The sequence below is a fragment of the Microcystis sp. M179S2 genome (genome assembly GCF_020245805.1).
In the GTDB taxonomy this organism is placed as follows: domain Bacteria; phylum Cyanobacteriota; class Cyanobacteriia; order Cyanobacteriales; family Microcystaceae; genus Microcystis; species Microcystis aeruginosa.
Window position 1 is genome coordinate 1 of sequence record NZ_JADBUE010000152.1, and the last position, 21,954, is coordinate 21,954.

At 43.5% G+C, this 21,954-nt stretch carries 17 protein-coding genes, 3 tRNA genes and 4 pseudogenes; 14 read left to right on the forward strand and 10 right to left on the reverse strand.

Translation table 11 applies throughout. From position 1 onward, the window contains the following. Nucleotides 1-340: 340 nt before the first annotated feature. Nucleotides 341-1,441, reverse strand: coding sequence for an alkene reductase (locus IM500_RS09000; protein WP_287738161.1), 1,101 nt, complete (start codon nucleotides 1,439-1,441; stop codon nucleotides 341-343). A 762-nt stretch (nucleotides 1,442-2,203) separates the two neighbouring features. Between IM500_RS09000 and IM500_RS09005 the strand changes: the two genes are divergently transcribed. The 3 genes and pseudogenes from IM500_RS09005 to IM500_RS09015 all read left to right on the forward strand — a co-directional run. Beyond that, a complete protein-coding gene (locus IM500_RS09005) occupies nucleotides 2,204-3,769 on the forward strand; it encodes a B12-binding domain-containing radical SAM protein (protein ID WP_190722823.1) in 1,566 nt (521 codons plus the stop codon). A 253-nt stretch (nucleotides 3,770-4,022) separates the two neighbouring features. Continuing rightward, nucleotides 4,023-4,223, forward strand: a pseudogene (locus IM500_RS09010) (DUF4277 domain-containing protein); the annotation flags it as partial. A gap of 227 nt (nucleotides 4,224-4,450) precedes the next feature. Continuing rightward, nucleotides 4,451-4,591: pseudogene (locus IM500_RS09015) on the forward strand (DUF4277 domain-containing protein); the annotation flags it as partial. Between the two features lie 221 nt (nucleotides 4,592-4,812). On the opposite strand, the gene IM500_RS09020 reads toward IM500_RS09015, so the two are convergent. The 3 genes and pseudogenes from IM500_RS09020 to IM500_RS09030 form a co-directional block, all read right to left on the reverse strand. After that, nucleotides 4,813-6,258 (reverse strand): SAM-dependent methyltransferase, encoded by a 1,446-nt coding sequence (locus IM500_RS09020; protein WP_287738162.1) that lies wholly within the window; start codon nucleotides 6,256-6,258, stop codon nucleotides 4,813-4,815. A 2-nt stretch (nucleotides 6,259-6,260) separates the two neighbouring features. Next, a pseudogene (locus IM500_RS24740) lies at nucleotides 6,261-6,728 on the reverse strand (restriction endonuclease). A 257-nt stretch (nucleotides 6,729-6,985) separates the two neighbouring features. Beyond that, nucleotides 6,986-7,732: a LemA family protein gene (locus IM500_RS09030; RefSeq protein ID WP_287738163.1), complete on the reverse strand. Its 747-nt coding sequence runs from the start codon at nucleotides 7,730-7,732 to the stop codon at nucleotides 6,986-6,988. Nucleotides 7,733-7,765: 33 nt separating this feature from the next. On the opposite strand from IM500_RS09030, the gene IM500_RS09035 reads away from it, so the two are divergent. Beyond that, complete coding sequence (locus tag IM500_RS09035; RefSeq protein ID WP_287738168.1) at nucleotides 7,766-7,945, forward strand: hypothetical protein; 180 nt, start codon at nucleotides 7,766-7,768, stop codon at nucleotides 7,943-7,945. A gap of 159 nt (nucleotides 7,946-8,104) precedes the next feature. Here IM500_RS09035 and IM500_RS09040 read toward each other — a convergent pair. The 5 genes and pseudogenes from IM500_RS09040 to psbU form a co-directional block, all read right to left on the reverse strand. Then, nucleotides 8,105-8,665 (reverse strand): annotated as a pseudogene (locus IM500_RS09040) (TPM domain-containing protein); the annotation flags it as partial. Between the two features lie 57 nt (nucleotides 8,666-8,722). Continuing rightward, nucleotides 8,723-9,787: a glycosyltransferase family 4 protein gene (locus IM500_RS09045; RefSeq protein ID WP_287738164.1), complete on the reverse strand. Its 1,065-nt coding sequence runs from the start codon at nucleotides 9,785-9,787 to the stop codon at nucleotides 8,723-8,725. Beyond that, on the reverse strand, nucleotides 9,784-10,878 hold the full coding sequence (locus tag IM500_RS09050; protein ID WP_190722829.1) for a HEAT repeat domain-containing protein: 1,095 nt from the start codon (nucleotides 10,876-10,878) through the stop codon (nucleotides 9,784-9,786). The genes IM500_RS09045 and IM500_RS09050 overlap by 4 nt, the downstream gene beginning before the upstream one ends. A gap of 212 nt (nucleotides 10,879-11,090) precedes the next feature. Next, the gene (gene nadB / locus IM500_RS09055; RefSeq protein ID WP_190722830.1) at nucleotides 11,091-12,758 is read right to left on the reverse strand and encodes an L-aspartate oxidase; all 1,668 of its coding nucleotides are present in this window, start codon (nucleotides 12,756-12,758) and stop codon (nucleotides 11,091-11,093) included. A gap of 191 nt (nucleotides 12,759-12,949) precedes the next feature. Further along, complete coding sequence (gene psbU, locus IM500_RS09060; RefSeq protein WP_104395577.1) at nucleotides 12,950-13,357, reverse strand: photosystem II complex extrinsic protein PsbU; 408 nt, start codon at nucleotides 13,355-13,357, stop codon at nucleotides 12,950-12,952. Between the two features lie 737 nt (nucleotides 13,358-14,094). Between psbU and IM500_RS09065 the strand changes: the two genes are divergently transcribed. The 5 genes from IM500_RS09065 to IM500_RS09085 all read left to right on the forward strand — a co-directional run bounded on the left by IM500_RS09065 (nucleotide 14,095) and on the right by IM500_RS09085 (nucleotide 19,069). Beyond that, entirely contained in the window at nucleotides 14,095-14,730 is a 636-nt protein-coding gene (locus IM500_RS09065; protein WP_190722831.1) for a peroxiredoxin, read from the forward strand. A gap of 591 nt (nucleotides 14,731-15,321) precedes the next feature. Next, on the forward strand, nucleotides 15,322-15,618 hold the full coding sequence (locus IM500_RS09070) for a ferredoxin (RefSeq protein WP_190722832.1): 297 nt from the start codon (nucleotides 15,322-15,324) through the stop codon (nucleotides 15,616-15,618). A 133-nt stretch (nucleotides 15,619-15,751) separates the two neighbouring features. Beyond that, nucleotides 15,752-15,836, forward strand: a tRNA-Tyr gene (locus tag IM500_RS09075). 8 nt (nucleotides 15,837-15,844) lie between these two features. Continuing rightward, a tRNA-Thr gene (locus tag IM500_RS09080) sits at nucleotides 15,845-15,916 on the forward strand. Nucleotides 15,917-16,060: 144 nt separating this feature from the next. Further along, the gene (locus IM500_RS09085; RefSeq protein WP_287738165.1) at nucleotides 16,061-19,069 is read left to right on the forward strand and encodes an alpha-mannosidase; all 3,009 of its coding nucleotides are present in this window, start codon (nucleotides 16,061-16,063) and stop codon (nucleotides 19,067-19,069) included. Here IM500_RS09085 and psbN read toward each other — a convergent pair. After that, nucleotides 19,066-19,197: a photosystem II reaction center protein PsbN gene (gene psbN, locus IM500_RS09090; RefSeq protein ID WP_012266479.1), complete on the reverse strand. Its 132-nt coding sequence runs from the start codon at nucleotides 19,195-19,197 to the stop codon at nucleotides 19,066-19,068. The two genes, IM500_RS09085 and psbN, sit on opposite strands and share 4 nt — an antisense overlap. A gap of 168 nt (nucleotides 19,198-19,365) precedes the next feature. Between psbN and IM500_RS09095 the strand changes: the two genes are divergently transcribed. The 5 genes from IM500_RS09095 to nusG all read left to right on the forward strand — a co-directional run bounded on the left by IM500_RS09095 (nucleotide 19,366) and on the right by nusG (nucleotide 21,954). Beyond that, the gene (locus IM500_RS09095; RefSeq protein ID WP_190722834.1) at nucleotides 19,366-20,214 is read left to right on the forward strand and encodes a carbonic anhydrase; all 849 of its coding nucleotides are present in this window, start codon (nucleotides 19,366-19,368) and stop codon (nucleotides 20,212-20,214) included. Nucleotides 20,215-20,442: 228 nt separating this feature from the next. Then, a complete protein-coding gene (rplS, locus tag IM500_RS09100) occupies nucleotides 20,443-20,805 on the forward strand; it encodes a 50S ribosomal protein L19 (RefSeq protein ID WP_002738040.1) in 363 nt (120 codons plus the stop codon). Between the two features lie 101 nt (nucleotides 20,806-20,906). Continuing rightward, nucleotides 20,907-20,979 (forward strand) — tRNA-Trp (locus IM500_RS09105). Between the two features lie 124 nt (nucleotides 20,980-21,103). Continuing rightward, nucleotides 21,104-21,340 (forward strand): preprotein translocase subunit SecE, encoded by a 237-nt coding sequence (gene secE / locus IM500_RS09110; RefSeq protein WP_002761141.1) that lies wholly within the window; start codon nucleotides 21,104-21,106, stop codon nucleotides 21,338-21,340. Beyond that, nucleotides 21,337-21,954 (forward strand): transcription termination/antitermination protein NusG, encoded by a 618-nt coding sequence (gene nusG / locus IM500_RS09115; RefSeq protein ID WP_147070770.1) that lies wholly within the window; start codon nucleotides 21,337-21,339, stop codon nucleotides 21,952-21,954. Before secE ends, nusG begins: the two co-directional genes overlap by 4 nt.

Below are 21,954 nucleotides of genomic sequence, written 5' to 3' on the forward strand. Positions count from 1 at the left end.
CTAAGTAGGGTCTGCTGAAAAAGTACGGGCGAAGCATTCGGATAGAAAATCTCCGGTTTCACCGATAGGTTATTGCCCGAATGCTTCGCCCCTCCAGAACGCGGGCCGATGAAGACGCAAGGTTTTGAACGACGATTCTCTCAAAATCTTGCACCTGTTTCGGAAGAAAAGCCCCAAAACCCTTACTTTGCCTACATTTCACATTTATTCAGCAAACCCTAAGTAGGTAGGTATTAAAAACTTTCAGATCCCCCCGCCTATCGGCACCCCCCTTATTAAGGGGGGCAGGGGGGATCGAACCTAAAATCCATTTTTGATTTAATTATAACCAGCTACTTAACTAGGGTTTATAACTGGGAAAATCGATATAACCTTCCTTGTCAAAAGAATACCAATCTTTCATCTCAGCATCGGGATTAAGGGGCCAATTATTGGCGAATCTTTCCACCAAATCGGGATTACTGATATAGGGGCGACCGAAAGCAATTAAATCCGCATCTCCTAACTGAATAGCGGCTTCAGCAGTTTCTTTGGTATAACCACAATTGCCGATTAAAGCACGATTAAAAACAGCCCGAAACTCGGATAAAAGCATCGGTTGACCCTTTTCATGAAAACCAAAAGCCAAGCCATCTAGCAGATGCAAATAAGCTAAATTGTACTCATTTAATCTTTGGGCAATATAGAGAAAAGTTTCTCGAAAATCCTCGGAACCCATGTCATTATAAACGCCATTGGGAGACAGACGCACCCCCACCCGATGACTGGGAAAAACAGTTAAAATTGCCTCGACTACTTCCTGTAAAAAACGATAGCGATTTGCCAAACTGCCACCGTACTTATCCTGACGCTGATTAGTGGCCGATTGTAGAAAAGTATCGATTAAATAACCATTAGCCCCGTGAATTTCTATGCCATCAAACCCCGCTAATTTTGCCCTCTGAGCGGCTTGGCGGTAATCGGCGACAATTGTGGGGATTTCCTCGGTTTCTAAGGCTCTAGGGGTCTCGTAGGGCTGTTTGCCGATGGGTGTATGCAACTCCCCCTTAATCTTAATTGCGGAAGGGGCAACGGGTAAAGCGCCATTTTCCTGAAAACTAGAATGAGAAGCGCGACCACAGTGCCACAATTGACAAAAAAGTGGTGTTCCTTTTCTTTGGGCGATTTTTGTCACCATTTGCCATGCTTGCGCTTGTTCATCGGTGTAGATACCGGGGGTATTTTGCCAACCGTTAGCTTGGGGAGAAATTACCGTCGCTTCCGTAATCATTAATCCCGCGCTGGCCCTTTGCCGGTAATACTCGGCCATTATCTCATTAGCAAGACGTTTTTCTCCGGCTCGCGCTCGCGTCATGGGAGCAAGCACAAGACGATTTTCTAAGTTTAAATCTCCCAATTTAAATTGACTTAAAAGAGCCAGGGAAGTAGTGAAGGAAGTCATCGAATTTGCCGATAGAGAGTTTAGGTTAATTTTACCGCAGTTAGTTAAAACCAGACAATCGCACCCAAGGATGATTGATTTTCTGGCTATCTGCGAGATTGTTCCTCTGCTAAGGGAGGAGAATTAATCGGATCAACTAGCTGAATATAATTAATATTGGTCATAAATCTGACTATAATTACAAGTTATTTAATTTATTCATCATCCAAAATTAAAGAGACAGAAACTATATTTTCTGGTAGTTAAGTCATGATGGTTCGGTATAAAATAGTGTAATTACGCTTATGTTTATCTGACCAGAAATAGTCATTGTCGAGATGTCTAGTAACTGGTGTTTTACCGATCAAATAGACTTCCTAGTGACTGAAACAAAACCCTTACTATTCGGTGCTTGCGAATTTTAAGAGGGTTTTTCAGAATCAGCATTTTTTAGTAAACTTACCCAAAAATACCCAAAAGAGGCAAACAGCCTCTACATTGCATTGATAAAAATGGGAAAACAGGAGTTTTTAGCAAGCATCATTCATTTAATTGTGCTAATCTCCAAAAAATAGCTATTTTTTCACAATTTATAGCGTTTCTCACACCTGTGTGGCACAGTTAAACCTTTGCTGATTAAGCCTTTCAACCTCAACAATGTACCTCTTGCGAACAGGAAATGCTATATTTAGAACTAATTTATGAGTAAAAAAAAAGTCTTGATCGACTTGGGCTTTGTGGCTAGTATGTAAAGCATCTAGCTTCTTCATTGGAGACACCTGAATGAAAGCCCTATTACTGTGGCCGCTGATGCCCAACTCCTTTTGGTCCTATCAAGAGACTTTAGATCTAGCCGGTTTAAGATCAACCAATCCGCCCCTGGGTTTAATTACGGTGGCAGCCCTGTTACCATCCGATTGGGAAATCCGGTTTGTTGATCGCAATGTCCGATTAGAAACGGCTTCCGATTGGGAATGGTGCGATTTGGTAATCATCTCCGCCATGATCATTCAGAAAAAGGACTTTCAAGAATTGATTGCCAAAGGGTTGCAGTTGGGTAAAAAAGTGGCGGTGGGCGGGCCTTACCCCACCTCCTATCCAGAAGTTGCCCAAAAAGCTGGGGCAGATTACCTGATTCTGGATGAAGGCGAACTGACAATCCCGCTGTTCCTGGCGGCCCTGGAGCGGGGTGAACCGAGTGGTGTCTTTAGAGCCAGCGAGAAACCCGATGTAACCATGACACCGATCGCCCGCTATGATCTACTAGATCTGGATGCCTATCTGGCGATTACCGTGCAGTTTTCTCGCGGTTGCCCCTTTCAATGCGAATTTTGTGACATCATCAACCTCTATGGCCGCAAACCGCGCACCAAAACCCCAGAACAAATGTTGGCTGAGTTGGAGACGTTATATCAACTGGGCTGGAGGCGCTACATTTTTGTTGTGGATGACAACTTCATTGGCAATAAGCGGAATGCCAAGGTGTTTCTGCGGGAGTTGATCCCCTGGATGGAACAACACCAGTATCCCTTTAAACTGATTACGGAAGCTTCCCTTAATCTGGCCGAAGACAGCGAACTGATTGAGTTAATGGTCAAGGCCGGCTTTGTGCTGGTGTTTATGGGGATTGAGACACCAGATACCGATAGCTTAATGGGCATTAACAAGGTTCAAAACACCCGCCAATCCCTGATCGAATCCTGTCACAAAATTACCCGCATGGGGCTGCAGATTATGTCTGGCTTCATTATTGGTTTTGACAATGAGAAATCTGGCGCAGGGCAGCGGATCAAAGATTTTATTATGGAGGCGAGTATTCCCCAGGGGCAGTTTAGCCTGCTCCAGGCACTGAAAAATACCGCCCTGTGGAATCGCCTGCAACGGGAAGGTCGTCTGGTAGATGGCATGGGCACTGTCCATCAGGGAGCCATGATGAACTTTGAGCCAACTCGCCCGGTGGAAGAGATTACCGAAGAATACATCGACGCTTTCTGGGAAATCTACGATCCTGTTAACTACCTGAAACGAACCTTCAACCATTTCATGATCATGGGGGGATGGCGCGGCAAATCGAACCGTAAATTAGATTGGCAACAGTGGCAATTGTTCCGTTCCTTGCTCTGGCGGCAGGGAATTGTCCGACCGACGCGGTTCCGTTTCTGGTGGCAACTGGCGGTGATTGCCTGGGTTAAGCCCCGTCTGCTAGAAGAGTATCTAGCGACCCTAGGGATAGGTGAGCATTTTTTTGCCTATCGCTATGAAGTAAGAGAACAATTGCTAAAACAACTAGCCGATTTGAAGCAACAGAAAGCAAGGGTAGCCCAGCTGGAAAAAACGCTCAAAAACTAGACAATATCGCCGACGAACAGTCATTTATCCCTAAACAGCGCTCTTGAATCCTACCCCAAAGTAGAGCAACAAAAAGCGAGTGGGGTTGTTTTACTGTCAAGTCAGGTAATCTGTCCCCACAATTCATTCAAACTTACATTCCGCACTTCAGTTTGTAACATAAAAAGTTACAAACAAGGGAAAAGACTAACTGAGTATTTATACTCAGAAATTCCTCGACCAAAACCTGAGATCATGAAAAAAAACACAAGAAATGTCTGCTTCAGCAGAAATACAACTTAAAAATATAGACCATTTAGGAATAGTGGCAGGACTAATTGATGAAATAGGAATAGTCGAAGTAATCAATGAAAAACTAGGTATTGATAAAAGAGAAAAAATTAGTTCGGGACAAGTCTTAAAAGCCATGATTCTCAATGGGCTAGAAATGGTGTCACACCCCTTGTATTTATTTAGGGCTTGCTGAATAATGGTAAAACCCTTTTAAAATAAGGCTTTTGACCTGTTAAAATCCGATGTTCATGCTGCGAATATAGGATTAAGACCTTCAAAAACCTGGCATTATCCTTCTTTTAGTACATAAACTGGTACAAAAAAAAGAGGGCAAGAAAGCCTGAAACGACCCGCTGCTGACGACCGACGACCGACGACCGACTCCTAACCCCACCAACAAACTTTTTGCCGCAAACCCTATTTAGTCAATTTTTTGAAGACAAAGCTGTAGAAAAATTATTAGGAGATGAGATTAAAAGTGAATATTTAAACGATGATAAAATTGGTAGATTCTTGGATGAAATTTATCAAATAGGATTGAATAGTTTATTATGGGGGAGTAAAACAAAGATGGTTAATTGTAGAAAGTGAATCAAGAAAGAAAAGTGATTGGCAAAGGCTAGAAGAAAAAATTAAAAAAGAAGAATCAAAAGCTGAAAAGTTACTCAGGAAATTAGAAAAAGAAGAATTGGAAAATCTAGCGGTCGTTCAAGATAAATTGAATCAGATAAATAAGTTGCTTAAATTAGCCTTAATTAAGGAGGTTCAAGTTATTGAAATAGTTTCAAATTCTCGGCTAAAACCGATAAATTTAAACTATTTAAAATCTGGGTTTTTATCGGTCTTTTTTCATCCCAAAATATCAAGGAGGAATAAAATTCTCTGCCTAGGGAAGAATTGAGAAGCTGTAAGTTTTTTTGAGCGGTATCTAAATCATCGAAGCTTAAAAAGTAAACAGTATCATCGAAAATAACGGGTTGATTTTGATAGGGTAATATAAGGTTAAAATTCAGTTTTTTATAAAGTCCAGAAATGGCGATTTTAAAAGGTGAGAAGCTGTAAGAACCCACACCAAATATGCAAAAGTCTGGCTGATTTTGATAAATTTTGCTCTTTCTGTCTAGAAAATAATTTTTATGATTAACTAAATATTGCCAAGTTTTTGGTGCTATATCCCGTATATTTTCTGTAGATTCACCGATAAACTTCTGAGTTACCAAAATGTATTTATTGATAACCTTTAGGCGATTTTGTGCCACATCTGAACCTTTAAGGAGAGGATAAAGATAGGTGGTTTCAAGATTAACGACTTCCTTTAAACCATTGACAAAAATTCCATTAACTAACTGCAATTCCATGACTTTTGAGCAATCATGTTTAATTCCTGAACGCCATTTTTCTTGAGGATGCTTATGATATAAATATTTTAATCTAGTAAAAGCATTTAAATCTCTGACTAGGATATTATTTTGATAACCAATGCGCTGAAATTCCCCTTCTTCAAAACTATTGAAAACATCACAAAAGTAATTGTCTGAATGAGAATCAAATTGACAAAATAGGAGACAAGCATCTACATTTGCTTGAAAATATTTTTGAGTATTGATCGGATAAATTGCCGAGTAAACGAGATTAATTTTCTGAGTATAAATATAGTTCAAAATTTTTCTAGAAACGGCTGTTTTGCAGATAATTGCCAGATAAGCTGAACGATGATTAAGACATTCAATCAATTTAATTAACATCCATTCTGAAATATCAAAGTTACTTTTTCCTGTGATAGCATCTAAACCCTGATAACCTTGAAAGTTACTTTTTTGCGGTAAATTTTTTCCGTTAATAAGTCCTTGTTTTGAGTTGGTTATCCAAGGCAAATTCCCCAAGAATAAAATATTCTCTTTCCATGCTTGAGTCAGAGAATACCAGTCACAATCAAAAAAATTCTTCTGTTCAACTTGTATTCTTTTATCTTGGCATATTTGCCGATCTTGATTAATCTGAGTGATATAATTAGGATTAATTTCAAAGCCGAGGATTTTTTCAGTTTGTTTAAAGGTAAGTGCTGCTGCTTTTAAAAAGTTACCTATACCACAAGTTGGCTCAATAATAACATCGGGTTTAACCTGAATTTGCCATAATTTTTGACAAATCTTTTCGGTTAACTCCGGGGGAGTTTGAAAGTCTCCATATTCAATTTTAACCTGAGAAGCTTGCATCACTAATTCTCTCTATAAATGGCTATTAATCCTTCTTCTTGACCGGCAAGATCGATTACCCTAGTATATTGTAATCTCCATTGTAAGGCATTAGAAATAGTTAAAAAACCTTGCCCCAGGGGATGAACAAGAATTTCATCAGCTATATTGGCCGCTTCCATTTCATCAACAGGTAAGTTTTTCTCTAAAATAAAAGCAATTAAATCATCTTTGTTTCCCTGATTGTTTAAGATGTTGCGGATACCACAAGTCATCTGGAAATCGGCTGTTCTTTCGGCACTGACAAAAATTGTCCTGATAATTCTTAAACTGGCAGTACGATTTAGGCTATCATCTAACTTTTCATAAACAAAAATAATTAAGGAATATCCCAGTCCAAAAATTTAGAGTGAAGATTCTTGATGTTGAGATTCCAAAGCTGAGAAGACAGCTGCCTCGTCACATAACAATTCTTGGGTCAATCTTGCCATAGATCATACAGGGTTTAAAATCAACTCTAGCAGCAAAATTTATCTAAGTAACTAAGCAAAATTAATATCGAATCTGTTTGACTTTCTGTTCTTTGTGCCTCTGTGGTTGCTCCCGAACCCTTCTGGGATAACCCGATAGAAAAGTGTATGTTAGGTTAGATTTAACTGGACTACTCGACTACTGCACGACAAGAATATCGATCGATCCGGTCTAAATTTTTAATTCCTGTAACTAATCCCTCGATACTATCAGGGTTTCATTTCGTGGCCTGGAAAAAGGACTGCTGGTGAAATCCCCAAGCTTTAGCGAGGAGCGAGGTGGGAAATGCTTGGACTTGCTGGTTATAAGCTTGTACCGCCTGATTGTATCGCATCCGTTCCACCGCTAGGCGGTTCTCCGTGCCTGCCATTTCGTACTGGAGGTTGATATACAGTTGGCTAGACTGTAACTGCGGATTCGTTGCGGCATACTGGTGGAAACGTGCGATCGCCTGATCGATTTTGGCAATAGCAGCGGCTTTTTGTGCGGGGGTTAGTGCTTGCAAATAGGACTGACGGGATTGCACCAGCAAGGTGACTAAGGCTTTTTCCTGTTGGGCATAGGCTTGTGTGACGCTGACGAGATTGGGGATGAGATCCGCACGCCGCTGGATTTGGTTTTCCACTTGCGCCCAGGCTGCATTTACTCTTGAGGCAGAACTCACCAGGGTATTATATGTCCACATTCCCGAAAGCGCAATCACCCCTATTATACCTACCCCCACAGATAGCAATCTCTGGCGTTGTTGTGTCGCCTTCTTCTGTCGCTCTAACTTTTGCTGGCGTTGCCTCTGAACTTCCCGAATCGCTTGTTGGATAAATTCAGCCGGAATCCGCACTTCTTTTGCAGCCTCTACTAATTCCGACTCGGCGAAGCTCTGCGTGTAATCAGCATAGTATCGCGAGGCAAGTTCTAGCACCTCTGGCACAATTTCTTCAGGAATGCGAATTTCTTTGTCGTTCATGGCTAATCTTAGAAAATTTCCCAGAGATTCACTGTGTTTGATCACAAACAGCCATTACCAACTGTCCCCAGCACCACCGCCGCCGCTATCTCCACCACCAAAACTACTGCCGCCGCTATCTCCGCCACCAAAACTACTGCCACCACTATCTCCGCCACTAAAACTACTGCCGCCGCTATCTCCACCACTAAAACTACTGCCGCCGCTAATTAGATAGAGGCTAATCCTATATATCAGGTAAAAAATAACCGAACCCAACCACAGAGCAACTAACCACATCCAGAAATGTTGTACTCCTCGGCTATCATTCTGGGGGGTATCTTGAGTCAACTCTTTACTCAAGGATGGTTCTAAGGAGACAATTATGGCTCTTGTCCCCGCCAAAGTCCCGCCATCAAAATCTTTTTGCCGGAAGCGCGGCGTTATCTGTGTCTCGATAATATTGCCAACTTTCCCATCGGGTAAAATCCCCTCTACTCCATATCCTGTCTCAATTTCTACGCGGCGGTCTTTGACTCAAATCAAAAATAGCACGCCGTTATCTTGACCTTTTTTGCCAATTTTCCAATAGTTGAAAAGGTTGGTCGTAAACTCTTTAGGAGAGGCGGCGGGAGCAGTTTCCGGTACAGTTACCACTGCTATTTCCGCTCCGTTTTTGGCTTCTAACCGAGCGATCATCTGGTTCAGTTGGGTTTCTGTTTCCGGTTGAAGAATCTCGGCTTTATCTGTCACCCATCCCCCGGAAACTTGTCGAGGATTGGGTACTTCTTGAACCGTCAGAGCTAGGCCAGGACAAGGAACTAGGAAAAAAGCTACGCAGAGCGAACCTAGCCAAATAACTGGATGAGATTTAACTACTAAAGCTTTCATGACTTTAACCCCCAGTAAATAAAGATTTGTGCCTTTCTGTTGCTGTATGTGACAGAAAGGCATTCTCGAACCATATCGCTGCTTCTATTATATTAGACTCCAGCTAAAAACCCTGCTCCCTCACTGACAAAAAATTTCTTCAAACCAATTAATAGCTCGATTTGCCAAAGCTTCTAGGGAATATTTTTGCTCCACTACTGCACGACAAAAATATCGATCGATCTGGTTTAAATTTTTAATTCCTGTAACTAATCCCTCGATACTATCGGGTTCAACTAAAAAACCAGTTTTTCCATCTTCGATAATTTCTACCGGACCACCGCGACGATAGGCAACTACGGGAACACCACAGGCTAAAGCTTCAATAGCCACGTTACCAAAAGCCTCAACCCAGCGCGGGGTCATCAACAGGCCAAAACAGTCGCCTAGCTCTTTTTGTAGGCTCTCAGTGGGCAAAAACCCGCGATAATCGACTAAATCGAAACTATAGGTATCCTGTAAATTTTGCCAGTAGAGAGGATCGGAAATATGACCGAAAACCCGTAAAGGGACACCTAACTGTTGACAAGCTGCGATCGCATCTTCTAAAGCTTTTTCTGGGGCAATCCGTCCCACCCAGGCTAGACAGGGGGAGGAATCGGCCCGAAACTGATACAAAGATAGGTCTAAACCATTAGCCAAACAGCGATAGGGGGGAGAGAGGGAGAAAGTTTCCGCTTGGGCGAGGGTGTGAAAAGCCAGTAAATGGGGAAAATTGCTGTAGGTTTTTTCAATAATATGATCCATCGCCAAAGAAACGGAAGCCATGCTGACTAAATGGGCGACGGGAGTGGCAAAAAAAGGAGTGAGATAAAAAGGGAGCCAATCGTAGGCAAAATTAATAATTAAATCGTACTGATTTTGTATCTGTTGGGCGTAGTGCCACATATTGGCCAAAACGGCATTTTCGGGCATTAAAATCGGGGCTTCCCTGCCTTGACTTTGGGCGGGAATCTGGGCATTTCCTGCTATAGTGATTAAGGGAATATCATGCAACTGCGAGGCTTCTGGAGCCACTACCCGCACCAGATAGCCTTGCCTGGTCAGAGTGCGAGCGAGATTATAAAGAGTTAATTCTACGCCACCGCCGCCCCCCGAACCCAAAAATCCCACGGGGGTGGAGATAAATAACAGTTTTCGACTCAATTTTGCACCTCTGTGGGTGTGGTTTCAGTGAAGGAAGTATCCTGTACGTCATCATCTTCCGGTTCACCAGTGGTTTCTAGGGGAGCAATATCTAAACGGGGCGGTAATTGCAGATTTAACTGTCTAATTGCCCAGCGTGCTGTTTCTTGCACTTCTTCATCGGAATCATCGAGGGCATGACAAATTAATTGACTGATCTGAGACATGATATCGTAGAGTCTGGTTAAATCCCGAATGGCATTTTTCCGCACCTGTGGATTTTTATCCTGGAGAGAGATAGCCAAAGCTTGGTTCATCGGTCGCAGGGAGCGGGTACAGATTTGAGCGAGGGCTTCTAGGGTTAAACTGCGTTCGTAGGAATCCCCATCCACCATACTATCGACTAAAGGCTGCATTGCCCTAGAATCAGACATCTGTGCTAGTTTCCAAACCGCCCTTCTACGGGTACGGGGATCGTCATCGCGCAGACTTTCAATCAAACTCAGGATTAAGTCGGCGTTCGGAATACGGGAGGTAGCTTGTACGGGCAAAGAAGAAGCGAAATCATCCTCCCAATTGTCATTAATCTCACTGCTGGTTTTGGTGTCCGCACCGAAGGAATTGCCATTGCCCTCAAAAGAGTTGTCGGGTGGGTTTTTAGGATTGACGTAAGTTGTCTTTTTGCGCGGTTTTGAGGCTTTGCCCTTGGGACGATATTGAAAGAAAAGCGATAGTAAAGCTGCCAATAAAGCGATGGATAACAGAGCCGAGCCAGCAATTAACGGTATTGGTGAAGTCTCATTTCCGGCGGCTGCGTTGGCGGCCGCGGCGTTTTGACCTAGATACTTCTGGGTATTAGCGATCGCATTTTGAGCAAATGTATCGTTCGGACGTTGTGCCAGAGCTTGTTGAAATTTTTCTAAGGCGAGTTGGTAATTTCTTTGGGCTGTAGCTTCGTAACCAGCTTTCATCAACTGATCGTAAGTGGCGACAGTCTGGGGTTGCTCTAACCTAGGTGGAGTTTGAGCGTTAGCCGTGGGTAAAGTCTGGAAATTATGACCCCAACTGCTCACACCGATAGCTAACAAAAATAGGAAATTGGGTTTGATCATAGAATTAATGTAACTGTTTAGGGGGGGGGGGGGTAAAAGTTATGATAGCCTAAAAGCCATAAATGAAAAGCACTGAACTCCAGAGATGGGTCATAGACCGCGATGATTGGGAAAAGCCCTCGGTGAGCGTGGGGCGAATAGTACGGCTCCTAGGAGCGAGGATAGAGTCCACTGTTTAGAGCTTAGGGATTATCTGTGAAAAACTGGCTTAATTAAGCTTGCACAGGCGTTTTGCGCCATGTTCGACCTTGAATAGTCGTGTGGAATTGCCAATTAGCTACGGTTTCTGGATAATCGCCCCGATAGTGACCGCCTCGGCTTTCTGCTCGTAATAAGGCACTTTCCAGAATTAAGTCGGCGATGTCTAGAAGATTTAATGTCTCGATCGCTATTCTTATTTCTAACTGCACCGAGGGACACAAAAATAATTGTCCTTTGTCGGGAAGAAGATTCTGGAGAAATTGGCCCATCTTTAAGGAATGTAACTGTTGTTTCCACTGTTGCACCCGTAGGATAGCAATTTCTAACTCATTTTGAAATCGGCAAATTCCCGCATTTTCCCACATTAAAATCGGTAATTCTCTCCGTACTTTTTGCCAGTCTTCCTGTTCTTCCTGCCAGTTTTCCGCAATTTCTAAGGATTTTTCCCGTCTTTCTCCAATAAAGGTTTCTGGCTCCAGACCTATTTCAGCCAAACTTGCCGCAAAGACAATACATTCTAAGAGAGAATTACTGGCTAAACGATTGGCCCCGTGGACACCTGTACTAGCGGCTTCGCCGATCGCATACAAACCGGGTAGGGAAGTGCGGGCGTTTAAATCTGTGGCCACTCCTCCCATCCAATAGTGAGCGGCGGGGGCGACTGGAATCACATCCTCAAGCACATTAATGCCCCATTTTTGACAGATGCGGATAATATTGGGGAAACGATAACGCAGACGCTCCGGTTCGATTGGTCTTAAATCTAGATATACTTTGGCATGGGCGGGATCGTCGGAGGTTTTTTGCAAATGGCTAAAAATCGCCCGACTCACCACATCCCGGGGGGCCAATTCTCCTGCCGGATGGTAATCGAAGGCAAAACGCCGCCCCTGAGCATCAATTAAATGCGCTCCTTCGCCGCGCACCGCTTCACTAATTAAAAACCGCGGCGCCCCCGGCACAGTCAAAGCGGTGGGGTGAAACTGAAAAAATTCCGGGTCGCGAATCACTGCCCCAGCACGCCAAGCCAGGGCGACTCCATCCCCGGTGCTAACGGCGGGATTAGTGGTTTGGGCGTAGACTTGACCGCCGCCTCCCGTAGCCAGAATGACTGCTTGCGCTCGCAGCCAACAGAGATGATCTTGATGGAGTAAACAAATACCTTGACAGCGTTGCCCTTCCGGGTCAAGCCAGAGTTTCAGCGCGATCGCTTGGGGAATAATGGTAATATTGGGGCGTTCGACCACTTTTTCCATCAGGGTACTGACGATCGCTCTCCCCGTGCGATCAGCCGCGTGCAGCACCCTGGCCTGGGAGTGGGCAGCCTCAAGAGTACGGGCTAAGTCGTCTCCGGAGCGATCAAAACTAACTCCTAACCGCAGCAAATCAGCGATCGCTTGGGGGGCTTTCTCGACTAAAAACTGCACGGCATAGCGATCGCATAAGCCTGCTCCAGCTTTCAGGGTATCTTCTAAATGGAAAACGGGGGCATCCTCAGGGGACGTGGCCGCCGCAATTCCCCCCTGCGCCCAATCACTAGCCCCGGTTTTTAAATCTTCTTTGGTAATTAAACCCACCTTTAAGTTAGGAGGTAAACACAGCGCGGCATACAATCCCGCCGCTCCCGATCCCACCACTAAAACATCTTGATAACTCGGCAGTTGCGAGGAAACGACCATTGAGGGATGAATTGATAAATTCTATTCATTCTAGCATTCCATTTCTCTATAGCTCTGGCAAAAATCGCCAGTCTTTCCTTGGGGCAGTATGCCAGATTCTTTTTTTTGCCTCTTGCCTTCAGAAGCTGATCACTGAAAAAGGTGAGCGATCGCCCACCTAGAAATTTTTTTAAAACCGTAATTAACTAGATTTAGTAAACTCCGGGGTTAAAACGGTCATCACCCTCGATAAATTCTTTAGAAGGCTCAGTAACGGTAAATTTCTCCAGATTAGCCTGTAAACGCTCTTTTTGAGTATCCGAGAGTCCGGGGATATTGAGGACATCTTCCACTTCTTCGTAGGGGGCGTTTTTGATGATTTTACCGGCTAAATTGGGATAGAACCCTCTCAAGTCCCGGAAATCGCGAATATCACTGTTATTGAGGTCGATTTTCGCCCCAAATTCTGTGGTTAGTTTGGCATCGGCCGCATTTAAGACCGCCACGGGATGAGAGGGAAGGGTGATCGAGGTAAGATTGAGAGCTTGAGCGGGAACTTTGCCCCAAAAACTCCCGATAATCAAGGCAATTACCGCCAGCAGACGAACAAGATTCTTCATTGCAGTTGTGGTCTCCTAAAACCAAGGCAAATTAACGATCAGGACAAGAAATTAAGCCGTCAGCTTTCCGACTAGGCATAGGGTGGGTAGTTGAGATTTGCCACCGCAGCCTAGCTATTAGCTGAACGCTGATAGCTAGTTAAAAAAGTTATATCATGCCATTAGACCAGATCTTGACACTCTCCGCACTTTTCGGGCGGAGATTCTTGGGCTGAATCTTGCCTCTACTAGCAAAGCTAATTTTGGTCTTACAGTTTCATGTCTAGTCAGACTACACCTATAAGGCAAGCACTCTCAAAGACTACTCCCCAAGCGTAAATTTCTGTGTGTCCCACAGTATTTAATTGTTTGGCGTTCTGACAGTTTGGACTTAATTAAACACCATTGACTGTTAGAAATTTTGAGATGACGGAGTAGGACATTTAACTTGTTTCCTCACGTTCTCACGGTCAGCAACCTACGAGCATTCTAGCACAAAGTCGTCCTAAAAGGACGGGGTTTTCAACCCAAATTTCCGATAACCCATTTGGCCGTACTAGGGGAAGGATTTTGGGGGTTGGGTGATGGGGGAGCCGGGAGATCAGTGAACTGATAACTCAAATCTGATCCCTGATCCCTGAAAAGGCTGATGGCTAATGCAATTATTACAAATCCCTAAAATTATCAATGAAGAACAGCACTCCTATGGCATCATGGACTGTTGCTTGTCTTGAAATATCTATAAGGAAGACACAATTATGGCTCTCCAATTGGGTGATATCGTTCCAGATTTTACACAAGATTCTAGTGAAGGTCTGATTTCTTTTCATCAGTGGGTAGGAGATAGCTGGGTAGTGCTGTTCTCGCACCCGGCTGATTACACTCCCGTTTGTACCACGGAATTAGGTACGGTGGCTAGTCTTAAGTCAGAATTTGAGCGACGTAATGTGAAAGTGATCGCTTTGAGTGTCGATAGTGCCGAATCCCATCGGGGTTGGATTAATGACATCAACGAAACTCAAAACACTACCGTTAACTATCCGATTATCGCCGATGGCGATCGCAAAGTGTCGGCTCTCTACGGCATGATTCACCCCAATTCCCTCAACAATCTCACGGTACGTTCGGTGTTTATTATCGATCCCAACAAAAAATTACGTTTAACCATTACCTATCCTGCCAGCACGGGACGCAATTTTAACGAGATCCTGCGCGTGATCGACTCCCTGCAGCTCACCGATAACTATCAAGTGGCTACCCCCGCTAACTGGACCGACGGCGGCGATTGTGTGGTGGTTCCCTCTATTCCCACTGAAGAAGCTCGTAGCAAATTCCCCAAAGGAGTTGAAGAAATCAAACCCTATCTACGCATGACTCCCCAACCTAATAAGTAATTAGTGATTGGTAATCGGTGAACCAGATCCTGGAAAACTGGCAATCCGAAAACCATAAAGTCGTCAGGGAGGGTTAGCCATCCGTTTTAACGGATGCTACCCCTGGCAACAGGGGATTTATCTCCCTCTATCATTTATTGGTTTGATTGTCAATATATTTTTTCATAGTTTCCCTAGATGTGTTACCGGCAGTAGTGCCGAAAAGCAATTTCTTGGCCGGGTTAAAGACAATTCATCGACATCTATCTTAACCATAAGTTAAATTAATATTTAACAAAAATCGGCTTAAGGCTAAAAAAACAATTAACATTATAGCTCCAAATGCTTAGTAGTGGTTAGTTTAGCTAGATTGTAGATCGATGAAATTATCTAGAGATCGAGCAAGGAGCGTCAAGAATTCCGGGTTAGATCTATAAGTAAATTTTATTTTAAGTTTATTTAAGACTGTCATTACTAATGCAAGGCTGAGTCAGGCAGATTTTCCCGTAGTATCAAAAATGAAACTCGCTCCAATCGTTCAATCTGACTACGAGCGAGAGGCAATTGTAGAGACTGCCGCTTTCACTAGCATTTAATTAAGAGGAACAACCGATGGCAACTTATAAAGTCACCCTAAAAACACCCGATGGCGATCATACAATTGAGGTTCCCGATGATGAGTACATTCTCGATGTAGCCGAAGAAGCAGGACTGGACTTACCTTATTCCTGCCGCGCAGGAGCTTGCTCCACCTGTGCAGGTAAAATTGAATCTGGTAGCGTTGATCAATCCGATCAATCCTTCTTAGATGACGATCAAATTGAAGCGGGTTATGTCCTCACCTGCGTCGCCTATCCTACCTCTGACTGTGTGATCCTCACCCACAAGGAAGAAGAAGCTTTGAAGTAATCTTCAAGATTATCAGAAAATTCCCGTTAAAGCCATGGCTTTAACGGGAGTTATTTTATGGCTCAAAAATTTTTTCCCTAAACACTTGTGTGTTTTAGCTAAGGGTGCTATGATTGTTAATCGTGGAATTAATGGGTCGGTGCCCGAGTGGTTAATGGGGGCGGACTGTAAATCCGTTGGCTACGCCTACGCTGGTTCGAATCCGGCCCGGCCCACCACGATCAATGCCCGTGTAGCTCAGTGGTAGAGCACACCCTTGGTAAGGGTGAGGTCATGAGTTCAATCCTCATCACGGGCTTTCTCTTCCCTGCTCATTCTCGATAAACCGTTGGCGGATGAGATTGAGTAAGTCTTCAGCAGTATTGCGTTAACAGAAGTTCTCCCCTAGGGCAATTAGTCCTCGATCGCTTAAAATAGTCAAAATTACCTTATTTGTTGGCTCATGTCTCCCCTGGACAACATCGCTAAACTGTCTCACCTCACCCGCAGAGATGTTCAGAAAAATTGGTTTATCGCTACAGCAGCGGGAAAACCAATTCAACCCGTCACCCTCAATGAAAAACAATACATTATTTGGCCTGCCGGCAGACAAATTCAATATCTAACTCAAAAAATTATTGTCCCCGAACATTTAGCCGGTTATCCTTTAGAGGGAATGGAACTGAGATTAATCTTAACTTGGTGGGCGGAAGATGTCAAAATTTATGTTAATAATCAATTTATCCAAGCAGGAGACCTCTTTGATTCTTCCACCCGCATTTTACTTTCTAACTCGGTCTCTACTGGTCAAGAAATCCTTGTTACTCTGCGTTTAGTCAGTCCCAATCATGATATTGGTGGTTTGATGAAATCGCAGTTAATCTATGAATATAGCCAAGCGATCGATCCTAGTTTTGTCGCTGATGAATTAACCATTCTCCATAATTATCTGCAAACTTTTTATCCTGAAAAATTAGCGGCTTTTACCGCTACTCTCGATAATATTGACTGGGATAATGTCACCAACAAAGATAAATTTAATCGCTCCCTAGAATCAATTCGTCAATCCCTGCAAACCCTCGCTAAACCTCTCAAAGAACGCAGTTTTCATCTTCTCGGCCACGCACATTTGGATCTGGCTTGGTTGTGGCCGTTGGCAGAAACTTGGCAAGTGGCAAAAAACACTTTTCTCTCGGTTTTAAACCTGCAAAAAGATTTTTCTGCCCTCATATTTGGTCATTCTAGCCCCCTAATTTACGACTGGATAGAAAAACATCATCCTGACCTGTTTCAAGCAATTCTAGAGGCATATAAAGGGCAATCTTGGGAACTTTTGGGCGCGATGTGGGTAGAACCAGAAGTCAATTTGATCTCCGGAGAATCCCTATTTCGACAACTACTTTATGGACAAAAATATTTTCAAGAAAAATTTGGACAAATCACTGAAACTGCTTGGCTGCCGGATACCTTTGGGTTTCCCTACCAATTGCCGCAAATTCTTCAATCCTTTGGCATCAAATATTTTGTAACCGGGAAACTACATTGGAATGATACGACTAAATTTCCCCACGGTTTTTTCTGGTGGCAATCTCCCGATGGCAGTAAAATTCTTTCCCTAATGTCTCCTCCTAATGTTGCCGGAGTTATGGATACTAACCCAATTATTATGACCGATCATGCTCTCAATTGGGAACGGCAAACCGGCTTAAAAGATATTTTTTGGCTGCCAGGTGTTGGCGACCATGGCGGCGGTCCGACTCGTGATATGTTAGAGGTGGCCCAACGTTGGCAAAAATCTCCTTTTTTTCCCCAGTTAAAATTTAGCCAAGCAACAACTTATCTGAACAGTCTGGAGACAAGTAATCTCCCTATCTGGGATGATGAATTATATCTAGAATTCCATCGCGGTTGTTATACTACCCACGCTGACCAAAAGGCCTATAATCGTTACTGTGAAATCCTCTTGTATCAAGGAGAATTATGGTCTTCTCTGGCTAATATCTTACTAGAGATTCCCTATCCGAAAGTTGAGATAGAATCGGCATGGAAAAAGGTTTTATTAAATCAGTTTCATGATATACTGCCCGGTACTTCTATACCCGAAGTCTTTAGGGATGCCAATCAGTTATGGCAGCAAGTTATCACCACAGGTGAAGCAATTTTAGATCAAGCTTTACAAGCAATTGCCACTCAAATTAATTTACCTAATCCCCCCCATCCTCAAGCAAAACCTTTTCTAGTTTTTAATTCTCTTAACTGGGAAAGATCCCAGGTTATCTCTTTAGCTGTAGAATCTGTAAATTGCTCGGTTTATGACTTAAATAATTGTCTCTGTCCTTCGCAATTATCCCACGACAATCAACTGTTATTTATCGCTGAAAATATTCCTGCTGTGGGTTATAAGTTATTTTGGTTAGTTCCCAATCAGCAAGCAACCGAGAAAAATTTAACTAACTGCCAATTTATTTTAGATAATGGCTTGCTTAAAGTTACTATTAACTCGGAAACGGGGGATATAGATAGTATATTTGATATAATTAATCAAAAAGAAATCCTGCAAGCTGCGGGGAACCAATTACAGGGATTTAAAGATCAAGGACAATATTGGGACGCTTGGAATATCGATCCGAATTATCAACAATATCCCTTACCTAAAACAGTATTAAAATCGATCGAATGCTTAGAATGTGGTGCCTTGCGCTGGCAGATTCGCGTGATCAGAAGTTTAGCTGATTCGGAATTTTGTCAAGATTATATCTTAGAAAAAGATTCTCCTATTCTCCAGATTAAAACTATTGTTAATTGGCAGCAAGAACATACTTTAGTAAAAACCGCTTTTCCTCTCACCCTAAACAGCGATTTTACCACCTATGAAATTGCCTGTGGTGCGATCGAGCGTTCCCACGAACCAGAATCACCAAAATGGGAAGTTTACGGTCATAAATGGGCGGATTTAACCGATACAGAGGCAAACTACGGGGTGAGTCTTTTAAATAATAATAAATATGGCTATGATGCTACTAACCAGCAACTGCGATTAACTCTGTTGAGAAGTCCCCGATGGCCCGATCCCGAGGCAGATCTGGGGAAACAAGAATTTACCTATGCAATATATCCCCATCAAGGTAACTGGAAAACGGCGAAAACTGTCCATCACGCTTGGCAGTTAAACTTACCTGTCACCGTTGTTTTTATTACTAATTCTTCTCAATCAAACCAGTTGCCACCCGTGGCACAATGGTTAAAATTCTCGGCCGATAACTTAATTTTAATGAGTTTAAAACAAAGTGAAACATCCTTTCGGGGTTGGGTAATGCGCGTTTATGAATGTCAGGGAGAAAACGCTGTTATTGATTGGCAAAATCAATTACAATTAACAATAAAAGAATCGATCGACGGTTTAGAAAGAGCGATCGATCCTGTTGAGCAACTTTCTCCTTGGCAGATAGCCACATGGTTATTAAAGAATTAATCTTCGTGATCTTCAAAAGGATCGCTTAATTCGGCAGCTGGCGGTCCAAAAGCGGTATAAAGAGCTAAAACGGTAATCCCCACCAAAGCGGCAGCGATCGAAATACCCAAAATTGTTGCAGTTTCCATAAAATAAAATTTGCTTAGATACAGTCTGTATCTTATCTTAACAAAATATAACCGATCTCGCCGTCGATAGCGATCGCTAATCTGGCCAGTTGCATTGCTGTTATCTCATGCCCGATAATGCTGAAAGGATCGACTCAATAGCGATCAAACTAAACTAGAAGAATTATTATGAAGAAACTCCTACAGGGACTAGAAAGGTTCCAGAGTGGTTATTTTGATGAACATCGGCAATTATTTGAGCAACTCTCCCACGGACAAAAACCGAGAATCCTGTTTATCACCTGTTCCGATTCCAGGATCGATCCTAACCTAATTACCCAAGCGGAGGTGGGGGAATTATTCGTAATTCGTAATGCGGGGAATATAATTCCTCCCTACGGAGCAACCAATGGTGGTGAAGGTGCATCTATAGAATATGCTATCAACGCTCTCGGCATCGAGCAAGTGATTATCTGCGGTCACTCCCATTGTGGAGCGATGAAAGGTTTGTTAAAATTGCAAAGTCTGGCCGATGAAATGCCTTTAGTTTACGATTGGTTAAAGCAAGCAGAAGCTACTCGACGTTTAGTTAAGGATAATTACAAAGAACTAGAAGGAGAAGAACTGATCGAGGTGACAGTAGCAGAAAATGTTCTCAACCAGTTAAGTAATTTGCAAAGCTATCCAATTATTCGTTCCCGATTACATCAGGGTAAATTGTCCCTACACGGTTGGATTTTTCGGATTGAAACCGGCGAAATTTTAGCCTATGATCCCATCCTACACGATTTTGTCGCTCCCCATAGTAAAATTACCCATCCCGAAGCAGCAGACAATTTACCCTCTAGTCGTCATCTTCCCAATAGTCATCCCTTCAAGATTTCTGAGGATTATATCCGGACTAATGCGGACGTAAAAAAAGCGACTCCTGCGGTTAATACTGTGGCGAAAAAGAATGGCTCCTCAACCCAAAAACCGGGCTATAATTATTTAGACCCCTCCCAAGCTGATCGCATTTATCGCGGTTCGAGAAGTTAATTAGGGATTAGAGAAATTCTCTAGAGATGTGCTTATTACCGTCTCTAGAGTGGCAGTTAAGGGCAAGAGCCTTCCCGGTTGATAATGACCGTAATCCGGGACAATCAGCCTAACATCTGGTGACAGCATCGGCAAGTCAGCAACGCTCAGTGTTAGGAAAGCTAATAGCTATTGCTTTTTACTCAAAAAATATGGTATGATGGAAAACTGTCAGTTTTACGAAAGCCGATGAAAACGGAAGAGATTATCAAATCAATCGAAGCCGAGTATCTCAAGAGCGATCTGCCCATTATCCATGTCGGTGACACGATCCGGGTAGGGGTGCGAATCGTTGAAGGAGATAAAGAGCGGATTCAGCCCTACGAGGGCATTGTCATCGCCAAACGCCATGGCGGTATCAACGAAACGATTACAGTACGCAAAGTCTTCCAGGGTGTGGGAGTAGAAAGAGTCTTCCTGCTCCACTCGCCGCGGGTTGCCAGTATCAAGATCATCCGTCGTGGTAAAGTACGTCGGGCGAAACTCTACTATCTGCGCGATCGGGTTGGCAAAGCCACCAGGGTACAAGAACGTTTCGATCGCCCTCTCTAAAAATTTTCCGGCGACAGCCTAACCAAGAAAGTTGCTCAATCGCCAACAACTACGCTATAATAAATAAAGGCCTTAAAAAAGCCAAATAGTTTAGCGAATGGGCGCTCTTAGTTCAGTTGGTAGAACGCAGGTCTCCAAAACCTGATGTCGGGGGTTCAAGTCCTCCAGGGCGCGTTTGGTAATCACCAAGCCGATAACTGCAAAGGACATGATCTAAATGTCTGGGGGTTAGTGTGGGTTGTCCGGTGAAAATGATAAGTTAAGGATAGCTTGAGTATCATTTTAAGGAGTAGCGATCGTGGCCAAAAAAGAAACCCTAGAAAAAGACACGAGCGACAAGAAAGAGGGAAGCTCCTTTCAGGTCAAGGAATTCGTCAATGAAAGCAAAGAAGAACTCGCCAAAGTCGTCTGGCCTTCCCGTCAGCAACTTTTGAGTGAATCAGCGGCCGTGATGTTAATGGTGACTTTGGTAGCCACTCTCATCTATCTGATTGATAAATTCTTTGCCTGGGGTGCGGGGAAGGTGTTCCCATGAGTCTAGAAGAAGAACAGTTTCCCGAAGAAGTCAATCTCAGCAACCTACCGAAAAAACCCCGTTGGTATGCCGTGCAGGTGGCTTCTGGTTGTGAGAAACGGGTCAAAGCTAATTTGGAACAGCGCATCCACACCCTCGATGTGGCCGATCGCATTCTGCAAGTCCAGATTCCCCAAGCGGCCACCGTCAAAGTCCGCAAGGATGGTTCACGGCAACATGGTGAGGAAAAAGTCTTCCCCGGTTATGTCCTGATCAAAATGATCATGGATGATGACGCTTGGCAGGTGGTAAAAAACACCCCCCACGTGATCAACTTTGTCGGGGCCGAACAAAAGCGCCACTACGGACGCGGCCGCGGTCACGTCACCCCGCTACCCTTGAGTATGTCAGAAGTCGATCGCATCTTCAAACAAGCTCAGATTCAAGAACCCGTCGTCAAAATCAATATGGAAGTTGGCGATCAAATCTTGGTTCTATCTGGTCCATTTAAGGACTTTGAAGGGGAAGTGATCGAAGTTAGTCCCGAGCGCGGCAAACTCAAGGCCCTGCTCTCCATTTTTGGTCGGGATACCCCGGTCGAATTGGAATTTAATCAAGTCGAAAAACAAAACTAA

Excerpts from the sequence above, each read along its gene's own strand:
- IM500_RS09095 (WP_190722834.1), top strand. The coding sequence starts at position 19,366 with ATGAAGAAACTCCTACAGGGACTAGAAAGGTTCCAGAGTGGTTATTTT.
- rplS (WP_002738040.1), top strand. The coding sequence starts at position 20,443 with ATGAAAACGGAAGAGATTATCAAATCAATCGAAGCCGAGTATCTCAAG.
- IM500_RS09000 (WP_287738161.1), bottom strand. The coding sequence starts at position 1,441 with ATGACTTCCTTCACTACTTCCCTGGCTCTTTTAAGTCAATTTAAATTG.
- IM500_RS09005 (WP_190722823.1), top strand. The coding sequence starts at position 2,204 with ATGAAAGCCCTATTACTGTGGCCGCTGATGCCCAACTCCTTTTGGTCC.
- IM500_RS09030 (WP_287738163.1), bottom strand. The coding sequence starts at position 7,732 with ATGAACGACAAAGAAATTCGCATTCCTGAAGAAATTGTGCCAGAGGTG.
- IM500_RS09085 (WP_287738165.1), top strand. The coding sequence starts at position 16,061 with ATGTCTCCCCTGGACAACATCGCTAAACTGTCTCACCTCACCCGCAGA.
- IM500_RS09065 (WP_190722831.1), top strand. The coding sequence starts at position 14,095 with ATGGCTCTCCAATTGGGTGATATCGTTCCAGATTTTACACAAGATTCT.
- nadB (WP_190722830.1), bottom strand. The coding sequence starts at position 12,758 with ATGGTCGTTTCCTCGCAACTGCCGAGTTATCAAGATGTTTTAGTGGTG.
- psbN (WP_012266479.1), bottom strand. The coding sequence starts at position 19,197 with ATGGAAACTGCAACAATTTTGGGTATTTCGATCGCTGCCGCTTTGGTG.
- IM500_RS09020 (WP_287738162.1), bottom strand. The coding sequence starts at position 6,258 with ATGCAAGCTTCTCAGGTTAAAATTGAATATGGAGACTTTCAAACTCCC.
- nusG (WP_147070770.1), top strand. The coding sequence starts at position 21,337 with ATGAGTCTAGAAGAAGAACAGTTTCCCGAAGAAGTCAATCTCAGCAAC.
- IM500_RS09070 (WP_190722832.1), top strand. The coding sequence starts at position 15,322 with ATGGCAACTTATAAAGTCACCCTAAAAACACCCGATGGCGATCATACA.
- IM500_RS09050 (WP_190722829.1), bottom strand. The coding sequence starts at position 10,878 with ATGATCAAACCCAATTTCCTATTTTTGTTAGCTATCGGTGTGAGCAGT.
- psbU (WP_104395577.1), bottom strand. The coding sequence starts at position 13,357 with ATGAAGAATCTTGTTCGTCTGCTGGCGGTAATTGCCTTGATTATCGGG.